A 23,432-nucleotide genomic window follows, 5' to 3' on the forward strand; every position below is an offset into this window, starting at 1 on the left:
CCAGACCGGCTCCCGACCCGGTTCGCTTGAGACAGGGCGAAAGTTTGTTAGGGTCATGCCATAACCCATACGACGTTTCATCGCTGGAAGGAGGCCGACAATGGCTGACGCAAAGATGAATGCCACACCGCCCGATACCATGGCCGCCATGCTGCTGACCGGGCATGGCGGCGTCGAGAAGCTTGAGTACCGCAAGGACGTGGCCACGCCCAAGCCCCGGGCGGGGGAGGTGCTGGTGCAGGTGACCGCCACGGCAAAAAACAATACCGATCGCAAGGCCCGCGAGGGGCTTTACCCCACCAAGAACAAGGGCGACGTGACCTCGTTTGCCATGGGCGGTGAGGCCACGCTGACGTTCCCACGCATTCAGGGCGCCGATGTGGCGGGCCGTGTCGTGGCGGTGGGCGAGGGCGTTGATGCTTCGAGGATCGGTGAGCGGGGGCTGCTGGATTTCAATCTGTATGCCGATGATCGCCGTGATATCAACCTGACCCCGGATTACTATGGCCACGGGGCCGATGGTGGCTATGCCGAGTACATCGCCGTACCGTCTGACCAGTTTCACCACGTGCCCAACCCGGCGCTGCACGATGCCGAGCTTGCCGCCATGGGGATGTGTTCCTACCAGACGGCCTACCACATGATGACATCCGCCGGGATCGGCGCCGGAGAGCGTGTGCTGGTCACCGGCGCAAGCGGCGGGGTGGGCACGGCACTGATCCAGTTGTGTCGCGTCGTGGGCGCTGTGCCCTACGCCGTGAGCCAGCCTGAGAAGGCCGATGCGCTACTGGCACTGGGCGCCGAGGCGGTGATCGACCGGGGTGATCTGCCGACCTTTGTGGATCGCGTATTGGCAACGACCAATGGCCAGCCGATCGACGCCGTGATGGATCTGGTCGGCGGCGACATGACCAACCTGTTTATCGATACCATGATCGTCGATATGCAGCACCGCAAGCGTTATCCGCGGCTTTCCATCGCTGGCGCCAGCGGCGGCAACGTGAGCGAAATCATGTGGACGAAGATTTATCTCTATCAGGTGCAGATCTTCGGCGTCTCCCACGGTACCCGGGAAGAGGCCGAGCAGCTCATCGCCTGGATTCGCAGCGACGAGCTTAAGCCGGTTCTGCACGCCGCGTTCAAGCTCTCGGAACTCCATGAAGCCGAGCGCTATTTCGTCAATCGCGGCAGCCACTATCTGGGCAAGATCGTGATCGTCCCGGATAGCCAATGGGACACCCATGGCGCGCCGTTTGCCCTTAACGCTTCCTGATCCCAAAGAGACTGGCGAATGAATACTCAGCACACCATCCAGCTAATGGATACCCATGCGGGCGGCGATGTCAGCCGGATCGTGACCGGTGGCATCGATCATCTTCCCGGGGACAGCGTCCGCGCGCAGATGGAGTACCTGCGCGACGACGCCGATGGCCTGCGTCGGCTGTTGCTCGAGGAACCCTACGGCATCCCCGAGATGTCCGTGGATCTCCTGGTGCCGCCCTGCGACCCGGAAGCCGTGGCCGGTTACATCATCATGGAGGTCATGGGCTACCCGATCTACTCGGGCTCGAACACGCTGTGCACCGCCACGGCGGTGCTGGAAAGCGGTATCGTGCCCAAGAAGGAGGGCATCCAGCGCTTCAAGCTGGAAGCCCCGGCGGGCCTTGTCCAGATCGAAGCCAGGGTGCATAACGGCGTGGTGGAGTCGGTGACCTGCGGCGGGCTGCCCAGCTACATCGACACCTACCGCGAGACCATCCAGGTGCCGGACATTGGCCCCGTGACCTATTCGGTCGCTTACAGTGGCGGCTTTTACGCGCTGGTGGATGCCGCCGAGCTGGGCTTCAAGCTGACCCTGGAAGAAGAGGCGGCGCTGGCGCTCTGTGCGCACAAGATTGTCGAAGCCATCAAGGCCGAGCGGGGCTTTTCCCACTACACATTGGGCGATGTGGGGCCGCTGCCATTCCTGCATTTCATGGGGCCTGAAGAACAGGTCGCTGAAGGTTATGTACGTTCTCGCTCAACGACCTACGTGCATCCCGGTGTTATTTGCCGCAGCACCACCGGTACGGGGACGTCCGCGCGGCTGGCGCTGATGCATTACGAAGGGCGGCTGAACCAGGGCGACAAGCTGGAAACCGTATCGCTGCGCGACACCGGCTTTATCGGCACCTTCATCGATACCCACCAGGAAGGCGCTTATCAGGTGGTGGAAAACACCATTACCGGGCGTAGCCACGTGCTGGCCCACTCGGATATCGTGATCAACTGCGATGAGCCCTTGGTGAACTGCGGCGAGCTACACCACATCCTGCTGGATCGTCATCACCCACCGCGCGCCGAGCTGCCCGACGATACGCTGTAGCCCTCGGCGTCGAGGCGCTTCCATACCGGCGCCTTTTCGGCCTCGGTCATCTGTCCCCAGCGGGCGATTTCATCCAGGGTGCGCCCGCAGCCTTCGCACAGCGACTGGTCGGGGACGACACGACAGATCTTGCGGCACGGCGACAGCGGGCGGAAAGAAGAAGGAGATGAAGTCACGGGTATCGTCAGCCTCATGGATGCAAGGGGGAAATCGCGAGCGCCTAGCCTAACATGACCCGCGACGACCTGGGTGTGGTAGCGTAAGGCTTTGTCCATGCGTTGATGAGGAAAGGCCATGCACTGTTTACTCGACAAGTCGCCGCTGGAGGCGGGCACCCTGTATCGGCTGTTATCCGGCACGATCTGTCCACGTCCGATTGCCTGGGTGGCCACCCAGGATCGCCAGGGCAACGCCAATCTCGCTCCGTTCTCGTTTTTCAACGTGGTCAGTGTCGATCCGCCGGTGCTGGGGTTTTCGCCCCTCCAGAACGGTCAGGGCCGCAGCAAGGACACCGTGCGTAACCTCGAGGAAAACCCCGAGTGCGTGGTGCACATCAGCAGCGAAGCCCTGGTCGATGCCCTCAACGCCACCAGTGCAAGCCTGTCTCCCGGCGAGGACGAATTCATGCTCGCCGGGCTCGAAAAAGCCGCCATGGCAGGAGTGTCTGTGCCGCGTATTGCCAGCGCGCCGGTGGCGTTCGGCTGTCGGCTGCGCGACATCATTCGCTTTGGCGATCAGCCCATGGCCGGCAATCTGGTACTCGCCAACGTGATATCCCTGCATCTTGATGACGCCATCTGGGACGGTCGCCACGTCAATCTGGAGGTGCTCAACCCGTTGGGGCGCCTGGCCGGCAGCGACTATCTGCGCACCACGGATCGCTTCGCCCTGCAGCGTCCCGGCTAATCGTTTTACCCGGCTCTCGGGCCGGGTTACGAAACTCGAAATAAAGCTTACTTTGTAATTAAGGATAATTGTCCTTTAGTCCTATAGTCTTCGGCCGATAGTACTGCTTGGTGCTTTTCACGCTGCGGGTGAAGCGTGGCTATAAATATCGCCGTGGTGCTTATTAGAAAAGTTTTAAACGAACCGCACGCAACAATAAAGCGGCAAACCGATTAGGGAAGGGACAATGCGACGATTCTTGATAGCATTACTGGCAAGTGTAGTGTCGATTCCGGCCGTTCATGCGGAACTGAAGTTTGCCATCGTGGCGCCGGACAGCGGCCCGGCAGCCTCACTCGGGCAGGGCATGCAGAAGGGCATTGAAACGTATTTTGCCGAGGTCAATGCTGAGGGCGGTGTCAATGGCGAGATGCTGTCCCTCGCCGCCTTTGACGATCGCTACGACCCCCTCACCGCCGCTCGCCACACCCGCGAGGTGGTGGAAGACGACGATATCCTGGCGGCCATCGGCAATGTGGGCACGCCCACCGCCACCGTCACCATACCGATTTACAACGAAGCCAAAACGCTGCTGTTCGGCGCCTTTACCGGCGCAGGCGTGCTGCGTCAATCGCCCCCCGACCGTTATGTCATCAACTACCGCGCCAGCTACGTTCAGGAAACCGCGGCGATGGTGGACGGCCTGATGGACGCGGGTATCGAGCCGGAGGAAATTGCCTTCTTCACCCAGAACGACAGCTTCGGCGACGCCGGCTACAACGGGGCGAAGCAAGCGCTTGAAGCACAGGGCTTTACCGGCACTCAAAACCTCGCTCACGGGCGTTTTTCGCGCGGGACACGCAACGTCCATCAGGGATTGGCCACCATCCTCCAGGCGGCTGAAACGCCCAAGGCGGTGATTATCGTCGGCACCTATGGCCCGGCGGCTGACTTTATCCGCGAAGCGCGCAAGGACATGCCCGATGCGGTGTTCCTCAACGTGTCCTTCGTGGGCAGCCAGGCGCTGTTGAATGAGCTGGGTGATCAAGCAGAGGGCGTGATCGTGACCCAGGTGGTGCCGCCACTGGACGCCGACCTGCCCGCCGTTGACGCCTACCGCCAGGCGCTTCAGGAATATGGCGACGGCAGTGAGCCTGACTTTGTTTCGTTGGAAGGTTATCTGGCCGCCAAGTTGTTTGTGGAAGGCGTGAAAGCCGCCGGCGACTCACCGGATCGCGAAGCCATTGTCGACGGGCTGCTGGGGCTGGGAGACGTGGATATCGGTCTTGAAGAACCTCTTCACCTGGCGCGCGACGATCACCAGGCAAGCGACAGCGTCTGGCCGACCATCGTTGTCGACGGCCAGTTCGAACGCGTCGAGTGGTCAACGCTGCTGCGCTAAGGCATTTAGCCGCAGCTTGATGCGCCATTTTCCCTGAGACAAGCGAAATCAGCCAATGAAAAAAACACTCAGCTTACGTGCCATGTTGATCGGCCTGTTCCTGGCCGCCGTGATCGGCGCCGTGGTGCTGGCGGTGACGGGTTGGACAACCAATCAGCGATTGATCGATTCCCAACGCTACATCACCGGTGAGGTGATGCCGCTGCAGAACGCCAGCCGGCAAATGGTCTCGACCATGGGCGCCTTTGGACGACGCCACGCCGAGCTGCTGGCCGCCGAGAGCGCCGCCGATCTTGAAGAGATCCCCACCCGGGCAACCCTCGATCAGCGCTTCCGCCAGGCGCGCGATCAGCTCGCGGTCGACGATGCCGAAACCCGATCCAGCCAGCTGACCACGCTGGATGAACACTACCAAAGCCTGCTGGACAGCGACGCGTCGCTGGAAAGTGTCCGTCAGGAAGAACTGGCGCTGCAGGCGAGCATGAACGAACAGCTGGCCGAGATGCAGGCGCTGATCGGCGAGGTCATGAGCAGCGCCGGCGATATCGCCGGGCGGACCGCGCTCGCCCAGGTGCGCGATCAGCGCGCGCTCGAAGATCGCTTGAACGCCTGGCGCAGCGACGGCATGACCACCTTGCCCACCGGGCTGCTGGATAACCTGTTCAGCAATGAAGCGGACGTGACCCGGCTGAGCAGCGAGGTGCGCATCGCCGTCGCCATGCTGGCCGACCTCGGGCGTCGCCTGATGCAGGTAGAGAGCAAAGACGAACTGGTCAACCTGCGCCATAACCAGATCGGCCAGCAGATTGGCCTGGCGCGGCAGTCGCTGGCGGGCATCATGCGCTCCCCCGGTGTTGATACCGAACAGGCGGCGCTGGTCAATGAGCTGGACGCTATCATCGTCGAACTGGAAAGCCTGATGCTCAGCGATGACCGCTCCGTCTACGCGCTGCGTCAGCAGCAGTTGGAGCGCCAGGAGCAGGCTCAGGCGGAGCTGAATAACGTCAGCCAGGCCATGGCGCAGATGGGCGACGCCCTTACCGATGTGGAGGCCTATGCAGTGGCGCAAGCCGATACCGCCGCCGAGCAGGCCGAAACCCTGGCCAACGCCGGGCGAACCCTGCTGATCGTGGTAACCCTGGTGGTGATTGCGCTGCTGGCAATCTTCGGCTGGCGCACCATGGTACGCGTGCTGGGCCCGCTGCTGACGATGCGCCAACAGATGGAAAGCATCAGCGGTGCGGCCGGTGAAAATGCTGATCTGTCGATGCGCCTGGATCTGCAGCGCAATGATGAAGTTGGTCAGACCGCCCAGGCGTTCAACCGCATGATGGACACCTTCGAAGGCATGGTGTCGCAGATTCGTGAAAGCGCCGAGGCGATTGCCGCCAGCAGCCGACAGATTGCCTCCGGGAATGAAAACCTCTCCCAGCGTACCGATCAGCAGGCCGCTTCACTGGCGGAAACCGCGTCGAGCCTTGAGCAGATCACCGCGACGGTCAAGCAGACCGCCGACTACGCCGACCACGCCAAGGGCGCAAGCAGCAGCGTCGACCAGCGTGCCCGCTCCGCCGGGGATGTGGCTCAGCGCACCACTCAGGCCATGGGCGATATTCGCGAGGCCAGCGAAAAGATCACCAGCATCATCAAGGCCATCGACGACATCGCCTTCCAGACCAATCTGCTGGCGCTCAACGCCTCGGTAGAGGCCGCGCGAGCCGGTGAGCAGGGGCGTGGGTTTGCCGTGGTCGCCCAGGAAGTCCGCAAGCTGGCCGGTAGAAGTGCGGAAGAAGCCGCGCAGATCCGCCATCTGGTCGACGACAGCGTCGCCAAGGTGAGCGAGGGCGAGCACCTGGTGAATGCCTCGAGCTCGCATCTACAGGAGATCGTCGACAGCCTGAGCGAAGTCACACGCTACGTGACGGAAATTGCCCAGGCGACCCACGAGCAGTCCTCCGGAATCGAGCAGATCAACCAGGCGATTGCCCAGCTGGATCAGGTGACGCACCAGAACGCCCACCTGGTTCAGGAAGCCTCCACCGAGAGCCAGACCCTCGACGAGCGGGCCAGCGACATGAACCTGCTGGTTAGCCGTTTCAAGGTCGGCGATGGCGCCGGGCAGCGCCATCTATCGCTGCCGGAACAGAAACCCGCTCCCCGCCTCAAGTAGTCTGTTGACACACCCGCCGCCCTCACGCAAGGCATGGCGGCGGGTGTAGTAACGGCCTACTACCCGTCTTTTATGGGCGCTTGCTAAGCTCATCTCACACGCGCTCCGCGTGGAACGCCATCGTTGTGGATAACAAGGAGACTTGAGATGAGCAGCAAGCGCATTCTGATGATTACCGGCGACTTCACCGAAGATTACGAAACCATGGTGCCGTTTCAGGCGCTGATGGCGGTGGGTCACCAAGTGGACGCGGTATGCCCCGACAAGCGAGCGGGGGACAGCGTGGCCACCGCCATTCACGATTTCGAAGGCGACCAGACCTACACCGAGAAACCCGGCCACCGGTTTGCCCTCAACGCGACCTTCGCCGATATCGACCCGGCGGACTACGATGCGCTGGTGGTGCCCGGCGGGCGTGCGCCGGAATATCTTCGCTTAAACAAAGCAGTGCTCACCATGGTGCAGCACTTCTTCGCGGCCGATAAGCCGGTGGCGGCGATCTGTCACGGCGCGCAGCTGTTAGCCGCTGCCAAGGTGCTGGAAGGCCGGCAGTGCTCGGCTTACCCCGCCTGCCAGCCCGAGGTCGAGCTTGCCGGCGGCCGCTTTGCCAACCTGGACGTGACCGATGCAGTGACCGACGGCAACCTGGTGACCGCACCGGCGTGGCCCGCGCATCCGGCCTGGCTTGCCCAGTTCATGGCGGTGCTGGATCGCTAGGCGCAGGGATGATGTCCCCTGCGCCGCGCCGATAACTGGGCGCGGGGCGATTTGGCCGCTATGCTGATGGCATGGCGGCCAATCTTTCAATGAGGCGTGTGATGTGCAAACTGTTTATTGATGCCGACCCCGCACTGTGGCAAAGCGCGACTCACTCGCTGCGCATTGATGGCATGGTGACCAGCGTGCGGCTGGAAAACTACTTCTGGCAGATTCTTGAGGAAATCGCCCGGCGCGACGGCATGAATACCGCGCAAATGATCACCCGGCTCTACCACGAGTCGATTGCCGCCGGGCACGACCTGGGCAACTTCACCTCATTTCTGCGCGTCTGCGCGCTGCGCTATCAAGCCCTCCAGCTAAGCGGTGATATACCCACGAGCCTCGAGGTGGCGATCGGGTCGCTGGACGGCGAATCGCTGGTGGGCCAGCAGGGCGCGACTCGCGCCAATCAGGTGCATTGAACGGCTATTCGAGCCGTTCCTCAAGTCCGTCAAGAAAGTCCTCGATACGGCGCGCGTTGGTGCCGACGTCGCTGGCACCCAACCGCGACGCCGAACGCATGTCCACCCTGACGCCGTCTTCCGCGTCGCTCAGGCGGATCACCACGTCATCCTTGAAGCCGAACCAGCGGGTCTCGGCAGTAGCCTCGAGGGTGCGGTCGCTCACCGCCGCTATCTGCCAGCCGGCCGACTCGACCTCTGACTGGACGGCGCTGAGCACCCGCGATAGCGGTGCCGCCACCACCAGCGGTTGTACCTCGGGGTAGGCGTCCTGCTGTTTCCGCGCGGTTTCCCCGCCGGGGTAGTCAACGCCGTTGGGCGCTGATGCCCGGACGTCGCGCAGCGCGTCAAAGGTCGGCGGGTTTTGGGTATCGGTGGTGATGTCGTGGATCACCGGAGCCTGCTGGGCCCGCTGCCACTGCTGCCAGGGCATATACAGCAGTGCGGCGGTGCCCACGAGCACGCTCACCGCAACGATCCCCGCGCCGGGACGACGCGTGATGGTGCTGAGTACCAGCACAACCACGCCAAGCGTAGCGGCCGCGACGGCGAGGTAGGCGCCATAGCGCAGCAGGCTGAAGGCGCCGCCCAGGCCAAGCAGTTCAGTGCGATAGGCCGGGCCCGCTCCGCCCATCAGGAGCAAGGCCGCCAGCAGCGCCAGAGCGCTCAGCCACGCCAGAATCTTGGGCCAGCGGCCGCCTTTGGGTTGCCGAGGGCTAGGTGGTTTTGTCATGCTTTTCTCCTGACGAATAACGCGTTAATCCACTCATAGGTCTTCAGCATAACCAGCCCTGCCAGGGTATGCCTGTTTTCCTGCAACGAGAACGCCGATCACGATGACCCCTACTGACACTGCCCCCGCGCTTTCCGACCAGGTGCGCGCGCTGCTGACCGACAAGCCCAGTGGCGAATTACCCATGACCTACCAGCAGGTGGCGAGGGCGCTGGGACTCGAACCACCGCGCACCATTCAGCGTGTGGCCCAGGCGATCGAGCAACTGATGGACGAGGATGTCGCCGCCGGGCGGCCGATGATCGCGGCCCTGGTGGTCAGCCGCCGTAACGACCTGCCCGCCGAGGGCTTCTTTGAACACGCAGTGGCGCTGGGTCGATTTCCCGCCGACCCGGAACAGTACGAAGCGCTGTACACCACCGAACGGGAGCGGGCGCTCAGGTTCAGAGGCCCGTCGCGCTGACGTCACTTCTGGCGCAGCGGGGTGAGCAGATCGCTCAGGCCGTTGTGGTCGATTTCATGCATCAGGTGGAGCAGCTGGCCGATTTCCCCGGCAGGGAACCCCTCCCGGGCAAACCAGTTAAGGTACGGCCCAGGCAGGTCGGCGATAAGCCGGCCTTCATACTTGCCGAAGGGCATGGTGCGGGTCACCAGCTTTTCAAGGTCTTGCGGGTTCACGTGGGCGATCCTTTCGTGTGCATTCATGCACCTTTTATAGCGTCAAGACGCTATCATCAAGCCATCGCTTTCAGATAACGCGATTCATCAGACCAACGCCACAGGAGACAACCATGAGCCTATCCCCTTTTCATCTGGCAATCCCCGTCTATGACCTGAGTGCGGCGCGGGCCTTCTACAACGATGTATTTGGCCTGAGTGAAGGGCGCTCCAGCGACCACTGGGTGGACTTCGACTTTTTCGGACACCAGCTGGTCATTCACGAACACCCCAAAACCCCTGGGCAGGAAGCCGTCCACACCAACCCGGTCGACGGGCACGACGTGCCGGTGCCGCATTTTGGCGTGGTGCTGGGCTGGGAGGAGTGGGAAGCGCTGGCCGAGCGCTTGAAGGCCCGCGCTACCCCGTTCGTGATCGAGCCCTACGTGCGCTTCAAGGGCGAAGTGGGCGAGCAGGCCACCATGTTCCTGCTCGACCCCTGCGGCAACGCGCTGGAATTCAAGGCCTTCAAGGACATGAGCCAGCTATTTGCCAAGTAACGGCACCGCTCAGCGGCGCAGGGCGTGTTCCTGGCGACGATGCTGCAACGGCGCGTCGCCGAAATAGCGCTTATAGTCACGGCTGAACTGCGACACGCTGCGGTAGCCTACTGTTTGGGCCGCCTGGCTGACGTTGTGATCATCCTGAAGCAGCAGCTGCTGGGCCTTGATCAGGCGCAGCTGCTTGATGTACTGCGCCGGCGAGGCGCGAGTAATCTGCTTGAAGTGCTGGTGAAACGTCGAAGGGCTCATGCTGGCCTGTCGCGCCAGCTGCTCGACGCTGTAGTCGTCCGCAAAGTCGCGGTGCAGCGACGACAGCACCTGAACGATGCGGGCGTAGTGACCCTGCCCACGTACCAGTGCCCTCAGCGCCGGCCCCTGCTCGCCCTTCAATGCCTCAAACACTACATCGCGTATCCGCGCCCTGCCCATGGTGGTGCACTCGGCCGGCGAATGCAGGGCGCGCGCCAGGCGCAGTACCGCCGCCTGCATGCCCGGATCCATGGCGACCGACGCCATCGGCAGCGTTGCCTGTTGCTGATCGGGTGGCTCGCCCATGGTGGTCACCATTTCGCTGAGCAGCGCAGGTTCCAGCTGGATCGACACGCCCAGCAGAGGCGCCTCGGGAGAGCCGTAGGTTTCGCACTCAAACGGCAGCGGCAAGGTTTGTACCAGGTACTGGCCAGGATCGTAGTGAATTTCCCTATCGCCCAGATAGCCGATCTTCCGCCCCTGGGCGATGAAAATCAGGCTAGGCTGATAAAGCAGCGGCGTCCGAGGCTGGTGGCGATCCAGGCTCAGCAACGATACGCCGCTAAGTGCGCTAGCCGTCATGCCCTGCTGGGTGATCAGTGGTGTAATGCATTCCGCCAGTTCGCCAGCGGTATCCGCCGCATGGGGTATCGGGTTGGAAACGTCATTCAGCATGCCCACCTCATGGTCGTGTTTCCCTTAAATAAGACGATTATGGCATTTATCTTCGATTGTCTTGTTATTTTATACCGGTGATATGGAGAATTGAGCAAAAGTTTCGTAGCTTCGTTCATCGCTAACTCGCCCCATCGGGTCGATAATGGGTAGCCATCCCCGTCGTTGAGGGGGATCACAGGAATAAAGGAGCTTCATTCGATGAGCCAAGCAAAAGCCTATGCGGCTTTTTCCGCCGAAAAACCCCTAGCCCCGTTTACCTTTGACCGTCGCGAGCCCCGCCCGGACGATGTCGCCATCGACATCATGTACTGCGGCGTTTGCCACAGTGACCTGCACTTTGCGCGCAATGACTGGGGCATGACCCAGTACCCCATTGTGCCCGGTCACGAAATCGTCGGCCGCGTGACGTCTGTAGGCGACAAGGTCACCCGCTTCAAGGAAGGTGACATCGTCGGCGTTGGCTGCATGGTCGATTCCTGCCGCACCTGCTCGGCCTGCCAGGAAGGCGTCGAGCAGTACTGCCTGAATGGGTTCACCATGACCTATGGCAGCGAAGACCGTCAGGACGCCACCATGACCCAGGGCGGTTACTCCAGCAAGATTGTGGTAAGCGACCACTTCGTACTGAAAATGCCCGATGGCATTGACCTGGCGTCCGCCGCCCCGATCCTGTGCGCCGGTATCACCACCTACTCACCGCTCAAGCATCACGGCGTGGGCAAGGGCCACAAGGTTGGCGTGATCGGCATGGGTGGTCTGGGTCATATGGGCGTCAAGCTGGCCAAGGCGCTGGGCGCTGAAGTCACCGTGTTTACCCGCTCGGATGCCAAGGTCGAAGAAGCCAAGCGTAACGGCGCCGACCACGTCGTGGTGTCCAGCGACCAGGCGCAGATGGACGCCGTGGCGGAAACCTTCGACTTCATGCTCGATACCGTGCCGGTTCAGCACGACCTCAACCCCTACCTGGCGTCTCTGAAGTATGACGGCACGCACATCCTGGTGGGGCTGCTGGAGCCGATCGAACCGGCTATCGAAGGTTTCAACCTGATATTCAAGCGCCGCGTGGTCGCCGGCTCGCTGATCGGCGGCATCGCCGAAACCGAAGAGGTGCTCCAGCTGTGCGCTGACCAGGGCATTACCTGCGATGTTGAAATGCTGGATATCCACAACATCAACGAAGGCTTCGAGCGCATGGAAAAAGGCGACGTGCGCTATCGTTTCGTGATCGACATGGCCACCCTGTAACGCCTGAATGCACGTCTTTTAACTAGCTTACCTTGACGCCCGTTGGCGAGTGACCCTTCGCCAACGGGCGTTTTTTATAAATTCTACTTTATTTTGTCCGACAGTAGCCGATAATCGTTGATACTCTCATTTAAAAAAGCAAAGGGATCAACGGGATGAAGCACCTTTCGATCAAGTGGAGTCTGACCGCCGCGCTGGTGATATTGCTGTTAATGATTGGCTTGATCAGCGGGCTGGGGTTCTATTCGAGCACCACCAGCGAAAAGGCCCTGCACGAACTGGCGATCAACAACGGAGAGTTGGCCAACGCTGCCAACCGCACCCAGGTCAACGCGCTGCGCGCGCAAACCTTCCTGGATCGCTACGCCAGCTTCAGCATGCAGGGCAATCCGGACAAAGGCCAGGAGAGTCAGGCCATGGCCCAGGCTGCGGTTGAGGCCGCAGAGCAGCGCTTTGATCAGTTCCGCCAGGTGGAGCTGGATGACAATGACCCGCGCGCCGAGTACGTCAATGCCATGGTGGAGGCCTATGACGCCTTCGTGACCGAAGGCATCGTGCCCTTGCTTGACGCGGCGCCGTTTCAAATCCAACGCAACCAGGCATCGCTGAGCGAGCTGGGTAACGATTTTGACGCCGCCATGGAAGCGTTTACGGGCTACGCCAACCAGCGCAGCGATGCCATGCTGGCGGATGTCGCCTCGCTGAATCGCACCGTCGCCATCATCGCCATCGCGCTGCTGGTCATGGCCGTGCTGGCAACGCTGATCATGCGCATGGTGATTGTCCGCGTGCTGGTGAAGCCGCTTCGCGAGGCGATCCACCACTTTGAGCGCATCGCCAGCGGTGACCTGACCGCCGAGATTGAAGACCGGGGACGCAACGAGGTGGGCCAGCTCTATAAAGGGCTGGCCTTCATGCAGACCAAGTTGAAAAGCCTGGTGGTCTCGCTGCGGGAAAGTAGCGACAGCGTGTTCAGCGGCGCCGGCGATATCTCGGCGGGCAGCCAGGATCTTTCTGCCCGCACGGAAGAGCAGGCCGCCGCGCTGCAGCAGACGGCCTCCAGCATGGAGCAGATGGCCACGACAGTGAGCCGTAACACCGACACTGCCCAGCAGGCGGATCAGCTGTCGGTGGCGGCCTCGCAATCGGCGGAAGCCGGCGGCCAGGAAGTTGCCCACACGGTTCAGCTGGTGCGTGACATTGCCTCGAGCGCGGAACGCGTCAACGATATCATCGGTGTCATCGACTCGATTGCTTTTCAAACCAATATCCTTGCCCTGAACGCCTCGGTGGAAGCGGCGAGGGCCGGCGAGCAGGGGCGTGGGTTCGCCGTTGTTGCCAGCGAAGTGCGCCAGCTGGCCAGCCGCAGCGCCGACTCGGCCAAGGAAATTCGCCAGCTGATCGAGGCCACCACGGGTCAGATCAATCAGGGGGCGGAACAGGCAGAACGCAGCGGTGAGACCATCAACGATGCGGTCGACTCCATTCGCCAGGTCACTAACCTGGTCAGCGAAATCTCCACCGCCACCCGCGAGCAGAACAGCGGCATCGAGCAGATCAACGCCGCGCTCACCGAGATGGATTCCGTAACCCAGCAGAATGCTGCACTGGTGCAGCAGACCAATGCCGCCGCCGCCTCGCTGGAAGGCCAGGCACAGCAGCTGGCCGCGCTGATGGCGACCTTCCGGCTGGAGCAGGGAGATGCCGTTCAGCCAAGCGAGGGAACCCAGCCGCCAGCAGCTACGCCTGCCAACCGCCCCCTGACGTCACCCGGCAAGGAAACCCCTCGCCGCAAACAGCCGACACCGGCTCATCACGACAATGACGAGTGGGACGAGTTCTAGGAGGGTGACAAAGGCCCCGCTACGTATGTGGCGGGGCCTTGTTGGGGCTCACAGGTGGGCGCATACCCGCAGGCGGACGTAGTCGGCGGTCCAGTTGCCCTGGGAATCGCGCAGGCTGTGGGCCAGAAGCAGCAGAGTGTTGTCGACCACCGAGTCACGCAGGTCGTCATCCAGCCCGTGTAAAAACGGGGTGGCAAAGGTATCCAACCAGCCGCTCATGCCGGTGGGAAGTGACGTGGGGCGGGGGATAAGCTCGATCGAATCGACCTTGAAGCCGACGGTCTCCAGCAGGTGGCGATAGTCACTGGCCGTCGGGAAGTACCACGGATGGCGGCCGCGAGCGCTGATGCCGCGAAACTGCAGCGCGCCGATCAGTGCGGTACAGATCGCCGCCACGTTACCGTGTCCGCCAAATTCGGCCACAAAGCGGCCGCCCGGTTTAAGCGACCGCTTGATGCTGGCGAGCACCGCCTGCGGGTCGAGCAACCAATGCAGCGTGGCGTTGCTGAACACGGCATCGAATTCCTGGTCGTAAGGCATCTGATACGCATCCACCATGCGCGCATCGAGACCGCGCTCCTTGGCCGCGTCGACCATCTCCTGGGACGCATCGATACCCACCACGTCAGCGCCGCGTTTGGCGATACGCTCGGTCAACAAGCCATCACCGCACCCCAGATCCAGAATCCGCTCACCCGCCTTGGGGGCGAGCAGTGCAAGGATCTCGTTACCCATTTCGGGTATAAAGCTCGCATGTCGGGCATATCCCTCGGGGTTCCAGGATTGCCGCGTCGATTGGCGTGATGAATCCGTCATAAATGCTTCCTAGCGTGGTGTGCCGTTCAAAACCCTTGGCTAAGTATAGCGTGACATGCGCTCCACTGCGTTATGCGACAGTCCTTTTACTGCAACCCGGGCGTTGGTTTTTGTATCCGCAGCGGGCATTTAATAAGGGAGGCAGCACGAGGGTATCGCTACCTAAATCCCTGAGTTGCCACTACGCTGGTAGCTGATTGTTTTCCTGATTTTGTAACCTTGGCAAAGGACGCACGACCATGGGTGAGGATGTAAAGCACGCGGATGACGATTTTGAAGGCGGGCTGGACGCCGAATCCGCCGGCGAGCAGGAATCGGCGGACGCCCAGCGCCATCCGCAGCGGGTCGAGCAAAATGAGGCCCGCGAGCTGCCTTCCCAGGCCGCTGCGGTTCACCAGCGACTGCGTATGGACGGCCAAAAAGAACTGGCGCGTGGCTCCATGGCGCTGCTGCTTTCGGCGGTGGCCGCCGGGATCTCGATGAGCTTTTCCATGGTGGCGCGGGGCGTGATGCATGCCAGGCTACCGGATAGCGATGTCGGCTTTCTGGTGGAATGCCTGGGTTACACCATCGGCTTTATTGCCGTGATCCTGGCCCGCCAGCAGCTGTTTACGGAAAATACCGTGACGGCGGTATTGCCCATTATGAGCAACCCGACACGGAAAAATTTTGCTTTCCTGGGGCGTCTCTGGAGTGTGGTGCTCGTCGGTAACTTATTGGGCGCGGCACTTTCTGCTGCCACGTTTCTGTATATGCCAATGTTTGACGCGGCCACTCATGAGTCGTTTACCGCGATTGGCGAGCACATGATGGAAAACTCGCCCTACGAGATGTTTGCCAAGGCCATTCTCGCCGGCTGGATGATTGCCACGCTGGTGTGGCTGATTCCCGCGGCCGGGCAAGCCAAGGTGTGGGTCATCATCATTATTACTTACGTCATGGCGATCGGCGAGTTTACCCACATCGTGGTGGGTGCGAGCGAAGGCTTTTACCTGTTGCTGATCGGTAATATCAGTTGGAGCGAGCTGGTGTTCCAGTTTGGCCTGCCCACGCTGGCGGGTAACGTGATCGGGGGTACCTTTATTTTTGCGTTGATCAGCCACGCACAAATTCGCGGCGACAAGGATCTTTCCGTGAAGGCCAAGCCGGACGACGCCAACGGTGGATCACGCGATTAGCGTTGACAGCCTGCCCGCGGGGATCAACGTCGCCGGTATGCCCAAACGCTAGTTGGGGGGCAGCAGGCATGCTCAGGTGAATTGGCTATACTCGGTTGTGAAGAACCCGCATAACAACAACGTGGCTCAGGAGGATCCAATGACCCTACAGCGTGCCTACTGCCTGCTGGCAGCCTTATATAGCCTGTTATTGGTAATCGGCATTATTGCCATATTGATGGGTGGCGGTACGCTGCTCGCGGCGGTGTATCTGGTCGTTGGTTTTTTTGCCGTGCTGGGGCTTTGGGGGATAAGCCTTCAGCGCAGCGTGATGAACCCGCGTATGTGGCGACCGCTGGCGGTTGCACTGGCCGTGGGTGCGGTCGTGCAATTTGTGGTGATGCTGCAAATGTCGGTGTCAGGTGTGACCCTGACATGGGTATTGACCAGCAGCATCTTTGCCATTTTGCTGGCGATTATGCTCTATCATTACGGTAACCGCGACCAGCCGCTGTGGGCCACGGAAGACGAGAGAAGTGATGCAAACCGATTGCGGGTCATGCTCCAGCAGCAAACAGCGCTTACTGCCGTTCACCGCGAAGGCGAGCGTGAAAACCATGCCAACGTGTTCAAGGTAGGTAACGAGTACGAGGCCAATATCACCCGCCACTCGCCGGAAGGTCAGGAAGCTTTCAGCGAACGTTTCCGTCATCCCGAGTCGTTGGTGTTCTTCCTGGAAAAATTTGCCAGTATATCGATCAACGATTTTCAAAAGCCCACCGCTAACTGATCGCCTCGCGATCTTCCTCGAGCACTTCATCGATCCAGGCCAGCCAGGTCTGGGTCAAGCGTTTGCCCAGGCGCAACGTGTGCCACGGGGCGCGCTCGTGCGGGAGAAGTGAGTCGGGAGAGGAAAACCACGCCGACTCAATAGCCTGGTAACTATCCATCCGTTCCTCCAAGGTGTTGCGCAGCGAAGCCAGTTCCGCATGACGGGCGTCGGCCGGCCAGCGTTCCCAGACAAAGAATTTGGCAAACAACGGTGTCCGCACGGGTTGGGCCCCCAGTGGGCTGGCCAGCCACGATTCCAGAAATGCAATTCCTTCCGAGGTAATGTGGTAAACCTTGCGATCCGGCTTGTCGTATTGGGCCACTGTCTGACAGCTCAACAGTCGCTCTCGATGCATTTTGTCCAGCTCACGGTAAATCTGCTGGTGGCTGGCCTGCCAGACATGAGCGAGTCCTGTCCTGAAACGCTGTAGAACGTCGTACCCAGTACCCGGTTCGCGTTGCAGTGTGATAAGCAGTACGGCTCTTAATGACATGGATAGCCTCGTTTCATTTGTGCATATTGTTGCATAGTAAGCGGGTCGGTACTATGCTCCTTGATATGCAACAAGTTGCATTTAATATCAGGGCGTTCAGGATCAGAGTCGCGAGAGGAATATGGTGTTAATGTTACATCTGTGGGCATCGTTTACCGGACTTGGTGTAGGCGCAATCGTATTGCTGAGGCATAAAGGCGACTGGCTACACAAAACCTTGGGCATAGCGTGGGTATCGGCAATGGTGGCATCGGCGCTCAGCTCCTTTTGGCTGGGGGGTGGGGTGTTTCCCATGATCGGTCATTGGGGCCCTATCCACCTGTTATCGTTGTGGATGCTGGTAGCCATATCGCTAGCGCTTCTGGCGATCCTGCAGGGCCGTGTCCGAGATCACAAACGATGGATGCTTGGCGCTTATGTCGGCTTGTTAGGCGCCTTTATCGGCACATTGATGCCTGGGCGGTGGGTCTCGGCTCAGTTGGGCATCTGGTGACAAGGAGTAGTGAATGTTTCTAGGATTGAGTGCCTTTCCGCTCACCCCCATGAACGAGCACAAGCCCAACGAACACGCGTTTCGCTAGAAAAAACACCCGGCCGTGGCCGGGTGTGATAGTGCTTGAAACGGTGGTTACTCGACGAGTTCGAGCAGGCGGTCAGGATAGTTGGTGAACAGACCGTTGACGCCCATGTCCATCAGACGCTCCATTTCCTCGGTTTCGTTGATGGTATAGACGTGCACCGGCAGGTCGTTTTCTTGGGCTTGCTGGACAAAGTCGGCGTCAATCACTTGCCGACCGTCGTAAAGGTAGTTGGTGCCAATGCCCACGGCGTAGTCGGCAACTGCCTGGAAGTCTTCATCGGTAATCTCGGCGGGGCCCGGCGTTACGCCTGTCCACTCCACCAGTGTCGAATCGTCTTCTTCGCTGGGGTAGTACCACACCAGCTGGATCAGCGGTACGTCGTCGTTAAGTTCCTGCACTTTCAACAGACTGTCCTGCTCGAAGGACTGCACCAGGACGCGACCGTTCTCGATCATGTCGTGCTCTTCGAGCTTTTCAACGAGGGCTTCTTCCAGGCCCGGGTTCAGCTGGGGCGACTTGGTTTCGATGTAGTAGCGGGCATCGTGACCAAAGTGTTCGAACAGCTCGTCCAGGGTGAGCATCTGCGCGCCGGCAAAGTCATCGCTGGCACTATCGGGGTTTGCCTCGTTGAACCAGGTGCCGGTATCCAGCGCCTTCAGCTCTTCCAGGGTGTAGTCGTTGATCGCGCCTTCGCCGTCGCTGGTGCGGTCGATGGTGTCATCATGAAACACCACCACTTCACCATCGGACGATAGCTGGGCGTCCAGCTCCAGGTAATCGACCCCCCATTCATGGGCCAGCTCGTAGGCCGCCATGGTGCTCTCCGGCGCGTGGCCGCTGGCGCCCCGGTGGGCGATGACTTGAAACGATTGCAGATCTTTTAGCTGCTGCTCCAGCGGCGAGGTATCCGCCAAGGCGGCGGTCGTGGCAGCACCAGCGAAAAGACCCAATGACATGGCGACAATCAGAGGACGACGTTGCATAGGAATTCCTTAAATTGAATGTTCGATCAATAACCCTACACGGATTCGCGGATGAAAGCCAAACGGCGAGTCATCGGAATGAGCGTCATGATGATGCCGCTGTGTCATTGGGTTGCTGCGCATCGTTCGCTAGAAGTAACGGGAAAACCCAAGGCTCGCCTCGGTAGCCGATTGGTCTCGCTGCAGTTCAAACCGGATATCCCACGCGGTGGATAGTGCCACCCGATGCTGTAGTTGCCACGCCGTCCGCTGGCGGTCGTCGTAACCAACGTTTCGTCGATGGGTCAGCTGCAAATGGGTGCGCTGGCGTGGCGACCAGCTACTGACCATGCCCGCCTTCAGCATGGGTACCGCGACCCCTTCGTAATGCCGTTGGGTGCGCAGCTGGGCACCCGCCAGGACGTACGGCAGGTGAGAACCTAGCGACCATGACTTCCCCCCCAGCACATCGGCCACGCCATCGAAGCAGCGTCGGCAGCTCAAGCGGTTCCGCTGGATCCCCGCCGATATCTGCCAGGCGGTTTGTGGCAGGGTAGGCAATGTAATGGCGTTGGTGTGCAGGTTGGTAATGTTAAAAAGGTCGAAACGCTGTAATGATACGCCTTGTTCGTCGGCGTTGATTTCGACGTTGGCAATTTCAACCGCCGAATGGGGCATGCGCGCCCGATTGGTATCCAGTAGATCGTACTGAAGTGGTCGAAATCTAAGGCGAAACGCATTGCCCGAGTGACTGTTATGGACACCGCTGACATTCACCAAGGCAGGTGGCGTCACTTCATGTATGGCAGGTGGTTTGGGGTGGTTCGTCTGCGTATCCCCTTTGGGGAGGCGCAATCGCGCCTGCAGCAGTTGCCGCTCGATTTCCGGTAGCTGCTCGGTATCGCCGGTTTGGCGCAGAAAAGAGGCGTGGCTGAGCAGCGTATCCAGAACGTCGCTTCGTTGAGCAGCAGGCAGCTGGGTAAAGTCGGCCGCCAGCATCTGCAGGTTATCTTCCTCGGGCCATACGGCATTCGCTGCCTCTTGTTGACGCGCGCTTAGTGCCGTGAACTGGCGTTGGGTCGTGAGCCGTCGCGATGGGATGTGGCGCGTGTCGGCGAGCAAAGGCTGGCCGTGATGTTCTGCGCGACTCAAGGTTCTTAACAGGTCTTCAGGGGCCACCCATGGAGAAATACCCGGCGTCAGATCCTCATCGATAACCAGCTCAAGTGTGCGGGCAATGCGTGACGCGCAGTTCTGGGATAAAAACAGATACTCGTAATCTTGACCTACAATTTCAAAAAGGTGCGCTGTTAAAAGCGACGCTTCCTGATCCGTCAGGCGTAACTGGTAATGCCATAAATCACGCATTTCCCGTTCGGAATAAAGCGTGGCATTGCGATAGAAGGACGCATTGGAAAATGTCGCGTTGTAGCCGCCAAAAAGGCCCTTGGCCATGTAGGTCAGCATGCTGTCATCGCTTGGCACATCCGCGCCGAAGTTCAGGCTGGTATCCAGCAGGTGTTGGGGATTCGACGACGCGCCAACGCTTTGTCCGGAAGCCGAGTGAAGCATGATGTGACCAAAAAACGAGGCGGGATTGCCGAGATAGCCCGTCGCAAACATCAGGCCCAGACCGGCGCCCTGATGCGTTGATTGCCATTCGTTGAATTCAGGGCAGTCAGCACCTGGCCACTGCTCACCTGTTTTTTCTGAGAGCCACATGGCCCGCGCAGGAAATTGGCAGCGGGCATGTGTTCCCGGCGCGCGGGAAGGCGCGCGCAAGGCGGCAAGCGTTGCCTCCAGTTCGGCACGAGGGTCGTAGCGGCCATTTTCAGAGAGGAAAAAGGCATCATCGATCACGGCGCTGCGCGGCGGAGAAAAAGGCGTCTGGCGGTCGAAATGCAGCAGCGAACGCCATTGGGGGTGTTGCGAAAGGGTCGTTTCTTCTGCGTGTAACAGGGTGCTAGACAGTGAGCAAAGCAACAGGGTCGTCAGCCAAAGCCGCCGCATGCGCGAAGTATCCTTTAGGGAAGCGGAGTGGGCTGGCAGAGGGCCAGCCCACATGAGGCATTAGCTGGCTGAACAGTTCGCAGCCGCTTGATTCAGGCTGTTGTAGAAACGGTAAGCCTTGTCTTCATGGCTCATGGAAGAGTAGCTAGCGTCAGCGCTGACGGTGCTCAGGTCGTTGCGCAGCTGGGAAATGCTTGCTGAGTTGCTGGCATCACAGCCAACGAGTCCAAGGGCAGCCGTCAGGTGCTCACCTTCGCCCATGGCCGCTTCCATGGCCAGCTGGTCGTAGGTTTCATCGATAAACTGAGCGACTTTGACTTCTTCGCTTTCGCAGGTCTCGGGAGAGATGGTGGCAGATGTGACGGCGGTGGTGCCTGAGTCCCAAATGACATTCGAGAGAGCAGCCGCTGTGGTGTTGTTGTCAAAAATAGCGGCACCGATACCGCAATGTTGCCACGGATTGATATCGCCCTGATGATCGTTGGCGAACGCGGTGGTGCTCAAGGTAAGTACAGTGGTGGCGCCCAGCAGTGCAACAGCAGCCGTCAAAGAACGTTTCAGCATGGTAATCCCTAATAATTAATGTTGTCGGTTTGAGTTTTTATATCGAGAGGTACCGACAAGCCTCAAGATTCGTCAGTAGACTAGAGGCGAACAGTTTGTAAATTCTGCTTAATGTTACCAGTCTTGCCATGCTTTTTTTGTAAGCCAAAACCGACAGCTATGTAGGATATGGCTTACAAACAATGCAGTGGTGTCACCTCCTGTCCTGCCTTGAAACCGCTGCGTTAAGAAATGTGATTTGAACGCGCCGCCCTGTCGGCGCAATACTGGAGCGCCTGCTCCCACAAAATCTGCCTGCCAAAAGAGACTGCCAATGACCCACCAACCCCGCTGGGCACTTACCGGGATCTACTTTATCATCGCGCTGCTGGTGGGCGTGGTGTTGGGTAGCGTCGTGCAGACCCAGTTCAATCTGGCCGCGCTTCAGGCGCTGGGCGTCGAGATATCGCCAGGGCAGCGCATTGCCACGACCCTGCACGACCTGACCAGCTTTGCGCCGCTGTATGCGGTGCTGTTCGCGGTGGGCTTTGTGGTATCGCAAGCCGTGGCGGTGCTGCTCTCAGGCTGGCTGGGTGGCCGGTGTTTGGCGCTGTTATGCACAGGCGGTGCGGCCGTCGGGCTGTGGGCGACGCTATGGCTGGTCAATACGCTGGCGCCGCCACCGACCTTGATTGCCGCCACACGCGGCGTCGTCGGGTTTGTCGCCATGCTGGCAACGGCGGGCGTGGCGGGCTGGTTGTTTGCGTGGCTGCGAAAACGCATGGCCAATGCCAAGCGCCCGCGGGGGTTCTCCGGCATGGCGATTGTCTGGGGGGTAGGCAGTCTGGCTGCCGCGCTGGGCGTCGGCCAGCAAGCCGAGGCTCAGGAAGTCGAGGAGAGCCAGGCTGAAGGCGCCTATCAAATCGAGACCTTGGCCGAGGGGCTGGCGCATCCCTGGTCGCTGGCCTTTCTGCCGGATGGGCGCATGCTGGTCACCGAACGTCTTGGGCGGCTACGGCTGTTGAGTGCCGAAGGTGACACGCTCGAGGCATCGCTAGGCGGCGTGCCCGAGGTGTTTGCCTCGGGCCAGGCGGGGCTGTTTGACGTGCGGCTGTCGCCCAGGTTTGAAGACGACCGGCAGCTTTACCTCAGCTACGCCTGCGGTAATGAACTTGCCAATCACACCTGCCTGGCGAAAGGTACGTTGGAGGATAACGGCCTGGAAGACGTCAGCGAAATCTTTCGCGCTCAGCCCGCCAAACAGGGCGCTGCCCACTTCGGCGGGCGTTTGGCCTGGCTGCCGGACGGCACATTGGTCCTCACCCTGGGCGATGGCTTTGACTACCGCGAACAGGCGCAACAGCTGGAAAGCCACATCGGCAGCCTTGTGCGCCTGAACCCCGACGGCAGCGTGCCGGATGACAACCCCTTCGTGAACCGCGATGACGCCCGGCCGGCAATCTACAGCTACGGCCACCGCAACGTTCAGGGGCTAGTCTTCGACGCCGACAATAACCGGCTGATCGCCCACGAACATGGCCCTCGCGGCGGCGATGAGTTGAACGTTATCGAAGCGGGCGCTAACTACGGCTGGCCGATCGCCACCGGCGGGCTGGATTACACCGGTTCACGGGTAACGCCGTTCGAAGACTACCCGGGGACCGAACCGCCTGCACTCGAATGGACACCCTCGATTGCGCCCTCCGGCATGGCGCTCTACAGCGGTGATCTGTTTCCCGAATGGCAGGGCGACTTGCTGGTCGGCGCACTGGTCAATAAAGAAGTGCGCCGCGTGCGGTTATCCGAAGACGCTTCAATTGCCGAAGACGTAGAAGGGCTGTTCGGCGAGCTGGGGGAACGCATCCGCGACGTTCGCCAGGGGCCGGAAGGCGCGATCTACCTGCTCACCGACAGCCCGGAAGGCAGGTTGCTGCGGGTGATGCCAACTCATTCATCTGCTATAAGCAATTAACGATTCTCTTGCCGCCCTTGGGTTGAATGTCGTCTTTTTTGCCAGCACCTAGCCT

24 protein-coding genes are annotated in these 23,432 nt (G+C 60.4%); 15 read left to right on the forward strand and 9 right to left on the reverse strand.

What is annotated here, in order from left to right; translation table 11 throughout:
• The first annotated feature begins 100 nt into the window (after positions 1 to 100).
• Complete coding sequence (locus tag QC815_RS14355; RefSeq protein ID WP_230447311.1) at positions 101 to 1,273, forward strand: alcohol dehydrogenase catalytic domain-containing protein; 1,173 nt, start codon at positions 101 to 103, stop codon at positions 1,271 to 1,273.
• 18 nt (positions 1,274 to 1,291) lie between these two features.
• Complete coding sequence (locus QC815_RS14360) at positions 1,292 to 2,365, forward strand: proline racemase family protein (RefSeq protein ID WP_310540524.1); 1,074 nt, start codon at positions 1,292 to 1,294, stop codon at positions 2,363 to 2,365.
• Here QC815_RS14360 and QC815_RS14365 read toward each other — a convergent pair.
• Positions 2,326 to 2,541 (reverse strand): DUF1289 domain-containing protein, encoded by a 216-nt coding sequence (locus QC815_RS14365; protein ID WP_310540526.1) that lies wholly within the window; start codon positions 2,539 to 2,541, stop codon positions 2,326 to 2,328. The genes QC815_RS14360 and QC815_RS14365 overlap by 40 nt on opposite strands.
• Before the next feature lie 118 nt (positions 2,542 to 2,659).
• Here QC815_RS14365 and QC815_RS14370 point away from each other — a divergent pair, with 118 nt between their 5' ends.
• From QC815_RS14370 to QC815_RS14390, 5 genes are all read left to right on the forward strand, one after another.
• The gene (locus tag QC815_RS14370) at positions 2,660 to 3,271 is read left to right on the forward strand and encodes a flavin reductase family protein (protein WP_230447314.1); all 612 of its coding nucleotides are present in this window, start codon (positions 2,660 to 2,662) and stop codon (positions 3,269 to 3,271) included.
• A 226-nt stretch (positions 3,272 to 3,497) separates the two neighbouring features.
• Entirely contained in the window at positions 3,498 to 4,652 is a 1,155-nt protein-coding gene (locus QC815_RS14375; protein ID WP_230447315.1) for an ABC transporter substrate-binding protein, read from the forward strand.
• 55 nt (positions 4,653 to 4,707) lie between these two features.
• Positions 4,708 to 6,822 carry a methyl-accepting chemotaxis protein gene (locus QC815_RS14380; protein ID WP_310540528.1) on the forward strand — a complete coding sequence of 705 codons (2,115 nt, stop codon included), beginning with the start codon at positions 4,708 to 4,710 and terminating at the stop codon, positions 6,820 to 6,822.
• A gap of 147 nt (positions 6,823 to 6,969) precedes the next feature.
• The gene (locus tag QC815_RS14385; RefSeq protein WP_230447317.1) at positions 6,970 to 7,539 is read left to right on the forward strand and encodes a DJ-1/PfpI family protein; all 570 of its coding nucleotides are present in this window, start codon (positions 6,970 to 6,972) and stop codon (positions 7,537 to 7,539) included.
• Between the two features lie 101 nt (positions 7,540 to 7,640).
• Positions 7,641 to 8,003, forward strand: coding sequence for a ribbon-helix-helix domain-containing protein (locus QC815_RS14390; protein WP_230447318.1), 363 nt, complete (start codon positions 7,641 to 7,643; stop codon positions 8,001 to 8,003).
• A gap of 4 nt (positions 8,004 to 8,007) precedes the next feature.
• Here QC815_RS14390 and QC815_RS14395 read toward each other — a convergent pair whose 3' ends face one another.
• Positions 8,008 to 8,775, reverse strand: a complete 768-nt coding sequence (locus QC815_RS14395; RefSeq protein ID WP_310540531.1) for a DUF1499 domain-containing protein — start codon at positions 8,773 to 8,775, stop codon at positions 8,008 to 8,010.
• 103 nt (positions 8,776 to 8,878) lie between these two features.
• On the opposite strand from QC815_RS14395, the gene QC815_RS14400 reads away from it, so the two are divergent.
• Complete coding sequence (locus QC815_RS14400) at positions 8,879 to 9,238, forward strand: hypothetical protein (protein WP_310540533.1); 360 nt, start codon at positions 8,879 to 8,881, stop codon at positions 9,236 to 9,238.
• 2 nt (positions 9,239 to 9,240) lie between these two features.
• Here QC815_RS14400 and QC815_RS14405 read toward each other — a convergent pair whose 3' ends face one another.
• On the reverse strand, positions 9,241 to 9,453 hold the full coding sequence (locus QC815_RS14405; protein WP_310540535.1) for a DUF3820 family protein: 213 nt from the start codon (positions 9,451 to 9,453) through the stop codon (positions 9,241 to 9,243).
• 113 nt (positions 9,454 to 9,566) lie between these two features.
• Here QC815_RS14405 and QC815_RS14410 point away from each other — a divergent pair, with 113 nt between their 5' ends.
• On the forward strand, positions 9,567 to 9,992 hold the full coding sequence (locus QC815_RS14410) for a VOC family protein (protein WP_230447322.1): 426 nt from the start codon (positions 9,567 to 9,569) through the stop codon (positions 9,990 to 9,992).
• 9 nt (positions 9,993 to 10,001) lie between these two features.
• On the opposite strand, the gene QC815_RS14415 is transcribed toward QC815_RS14410, so the two are convergent.
• Positions 10,002 to 10,919 (reverse strand): AraC family transcriptional regulator, encoded by a 918-nt coding sequence (locus tag QC815_RS14415; protein ID WP_310540538.1) that lies wholly within the window; start codon positions 10,917 to 10,919, stop codon positions 10,002 to 10,004.
• Between the two features lie 201 nt (positions 10,920 to 11,120).
• On the opposite strand from QC815_RS14415, the gene QC815_RS14420 reads away from it, so the two are divergent.
• Both QC815_RS14420 and QC815_RS14425 read left to right on the forward strand, forming a co-directional pair.
• Positions 11,121 to 12,167 (forward strand): NAD(P)-dependent alcohol dehydrogenase, encoded by a 1,047-nt coding sequence (locus tag QC815_RS14420; protein ID WP_230447324.1) that lies wholly within the window; start codon positions 11,121 to 11,123, stop codon positions 12,165 to 12,167.
• Positions 12,168 to 12,322: 155 nt separating this feature from the next.
• On the forward strand, positions 12,323 to 14,011 hold the full coding sequence (locus QC815_RS14425) for a methyl-accepting chemotaxis protein (RefSeq protein WP_310540541.1): 1,689 nt from the start codon (positions 12,323 to 12,325) through the stop codon (positions 14,009 to 14,011).
• 48 nt (positions 14,012 to 14,059) lie between these two features.
• Here QC815_RS14425 and QC815_RS14430 read toward each other — a convergent pair whose 3' ends face one another.
• Entirely contained in the window at positions 14,060 to 14,827 is a 768-nt protein-coding gene (locus tag QC815_RS14430; RefSeq protein ID WP_230447326.1) for a class I SAM-dependent methyltransferase, read from the reverse strand.
• Between the two features lie 239 nt (positions 14,828 to 15,066).
• Here QC815_RS14430 and QC815_RS14435 point away from each other — a divergent pair, with 239 nt between their 5' ends.
• Complete coding sequence (locus QC815_RS14435; RefSeq protein WP_310540546.1) at positions 15,067 to 16,005, forward strand: formate/nitrite transporter family protein; 939 nt, start codon at positions 15,067 to 15,069, stop codon at positions 16,003 to 16,005.
• A 139-nt stretch (positions 16,006 to 16,144) separates the two neighbouring features.
• Positions 16,145 to 16,774 (forward strand): hypothetical protein, encoded by a 630-nt coding sequence (locus QC815_RS14440; protein ID WP_230447328.1) that lies wholly within the window; start codon positions 16,145 to 16,147, stop codon positions 16,772 to 16,774.
• Here QC815_RS14440 and QC815_RS14445 read toward each other — a convergent pair.
• Complete coding sequence (locus QC815_RS14445; protein ID WP_230447329.1) at positions 16,767 to 17,309, reverse strand: PadR family transcriptional regulator; 543 nt, start codon at positions 17,307 to 17,309, stop codon at positions 16,767 to 16,769. The two genes, QC815_RS14440 and QC815_RS14445, sit on opposite strands and share 8 nt — an antisense overlap.
• 130 nt (positions 17,310 to 17,439) lie before the next feature.
• Between QC815_RS14445 and QC815_RS14450 the strand changes: the two genes are divergently transcribed.
• On the forward strand, positions 17,440 to 17,802 hold the full coding sequence (locus QC815_RS14450; protein WP_230447330.1) for a DUF2306 domain-containing protein: 363 nt from the start codon (positions 17,440 to 17,442) through the stop codon (positions 17,800 to 17,802).
• 135 nt (positions 17,803 to 17,937) lie between these two features.
• Here QC815_RS14450 and QC815_RS14455 read toward each other — a convergent pair whose 3' ends face one another.
• The 3 genes from QC815_RS14455 to QC815_RS14465 form a co-directional block, all read right to left on the reverse strand.
• Positions 17,938 to 18,873 carry a glycerophosphodiester phosphodiesterase gene (locus tag QC815_RS14455; protein ID WP_230447331.1) on the reverse strand — a complete coding sequence of 312 codons (936 nt, stop codon included), beginning with the start codon at positions 18,871 to 18,873 and terminating at the stop codon, positions 17,938 to 17,940.
• A 129-nt stretch (positions 18,874 to 19,002) separates the two neighbouring features.
• Positions 19,003 to 20,862 carry an Lnb N-terminal periplasmic domain-containing protein gene (locus tag QC815_RS14460; protein ID WP_310540550.1) on the reverse strand — a complete coding sequence of 620 codons (1,860 nt, stop codon included), beginning with the start codon at positions 20,860 to 20,862 and terminating at the stop codon, positions 19,003 to 19,005.
• Between the two features lie 60 nt (positions 20,863 to 20,922).
• Positions 20,923 to 21,426, reverse strand: coding sequence for a DUF3015 family protein (locus QC815_RS14465; protein ID WP_230447333.1), 504 nt, complete (start codon positions 21,424 to 21,426; stop codon positions 20,923 to 20,925).
• Positions 21,427 to 21,739: 313 nt separating this feature from the next.
• Here QC815_RS14465 and QC815_RS14470 point away from each other — a divergent pair, with 313 nt between their 5' ends.
• A complete protein-coding gene (locus tag QC815_RS14470; protein WP_230447334.1) occupies positions 21,740 to 23,377 on the forward strand; it encodes a PQQ-dependent sugar dehydrogenase in 1,638 nt (545 codons plus the stop codon).
• Positions 23,378 to 23,432 lie beyond the last annotated feature (55 nt).

This window comes from Vreelandella gomseomensis (assembly GCF_031451645.1).
Taxonomy (GTDB): domain Bacteria; phylum Pseudomonadota; class Gammaproteobacteria; order Pseudomonadales; family Halomonadaceae; genus Vreelandella; species Vreelandella gomseomensis.

Bases quoted from the DNA above. Each gene is read 5' to 3' on its own strand.
- QC815_RS14355 (WP_230447311.1), top strand. From the start codon at position 101: ATGGCTGACGCAAAGATGAATGCCACACCGCCCGATACCATGGCCGCC.
- QC815_RS14360 (WP_310540524.1), top strand. From the start codon at position 1,292: ATGAATACTCAGCACACCATCCAGCTAATGGATACCCATGCGGGCGGC.
- QC815_RS14370 (WP_230447314.1), top strand. From the start codon at position 2,660: ATGCACTGTTTACTCGACAAGTCGCCGCTGGAGGCGGGCACCCTGTAT.
- QC815_RS14375 (WP_230447315.1), top strand. From the start codon at position 3,498: ATGCGACGATTCTTGATAGCATTACTGGCAAGTGTAGTGTCGATTCCG.
- QC815_RS14380 (WP_310540528.1), top strand. From the start codon at position 4,708: ATGAAAAAAACACTCAGCTTACGTGCCATGTTGATCGGCCTGTTCCTG.
- QC815_RS14385 (WP_230447317.1), top strand. From the start codon at position 6,970: ATGAGCAGCAAGCGCATTCTGATGATTACCGGCGACTTCACCGAAGAT.
- QC815_RS14390 (WP_230447318.1), top strand. From the start codon at position 7,641: ATGTGCAAACTGTTTATTGATGCCGACCCCGCACTGTGGCAAAGCGCG.
- QC815_RS14395 (WP_310540531.1), bottom strand. From the start codon at position 8,775: ATGACAAAACCACCTAGCCCTCGGCAACCCAAAGGCGGCCGCTGGCCC.
- QC815_RS14400 (WP_310540533.1), top strand. From the start codon at position 8,879: ATGACCCCTACTGACACTGCCCCCGCGCTTTCCGACCAGGTGCGCGCG.
- QC815_RS14410 (WP_230447322.1), top strand. From the start codon at position 9,567: ATGAGCCTATCCCCTTTTCATCTGGCAATCCCCGTCTATGACCTGAGT.
- QC815_RS14415 (WP_310540538.1), bottom strand. From the start codon at position 10,919: ATGCTGAATGACGTTTCCAACCCGATACCCCATGCGGCGGATACCGCT.
- QC815_RS14420 (WP_230447324.1), top strand. From the start codon at position 11,121: ATGAGCCAAGCAAAAGCCTATGCGGCTTTTTCCGCCGAAAAACCCCTA.
- QC815_RS14425 (WP_310540541.1), top strand. From the start codon at position 12,323: ATGAAGCACCTTTCGATCAAGTGGAGTCTGACCGCCGCGCTGGTGATA.
- QC815_RS14430 (WP_230447326.1), bottom strand. From the start codon at position 14,827: ATGACGGATTCATCACGCCAATCGACGCGGCAATCCTGGAACCCCGAG.
- QC815_RS14435 (WP_310540546.1), top strand. From the start codon at position 15,067: ATGGGTGAGGATGTAAAGCACGCGGATGACGATTTTGAAGGCGGGCTG.
- QC815_RS14440 (WP_230447328.1), top strand. From the start codon at position 16,145: ATGACCCTACAGCGTGCCTACTGCCTGCTGGCAGCCTTATATAGCCTG.
- QC815_RS14445 (WP_230447329.1), bottom strand. From the start codon at position 17,309: ATGTCATTAAGAGCCGTACTGCTTATCACACTGCAACGCGAACCGGGT.
- QC815_RS14450 (WP_230447330.1), top strand. From the start codon at position 17,440: ATGTTACATCTGTGGGCATCGTTTACCGGACTTGGTGTAGGCGCAATC.
- QC815_RS14455 (WP_230447331.1), bottom strand. From the start codon at position 18,873: ATGCAACGTCGTCCTCTGATTGTCGCCATGTCATTGGGTCTTTTCGCT.
- QC815_RS14460 (WP_310540550.1), bottom strand. From the start codon at position 20,862: ATGCGGCGGCTTTGGCTGACGACCCTGTTGCTTTGCTCACTGTCTAGC.
- QC815_RS14465 (WP_230447333.1), bottom strand. From the start codon at position 21,426: ATGCTGAAACGTTCTTTGACGGCTGCTGTTGCACTGCTGGGCGCCACC.
- QC815_RS14470 (WP_230447334.1), top strand. From the start codon at position 21,740: ATGACCCACCAACCCCGCTGGGCACTTACCGGGATCTACTTTATCATC.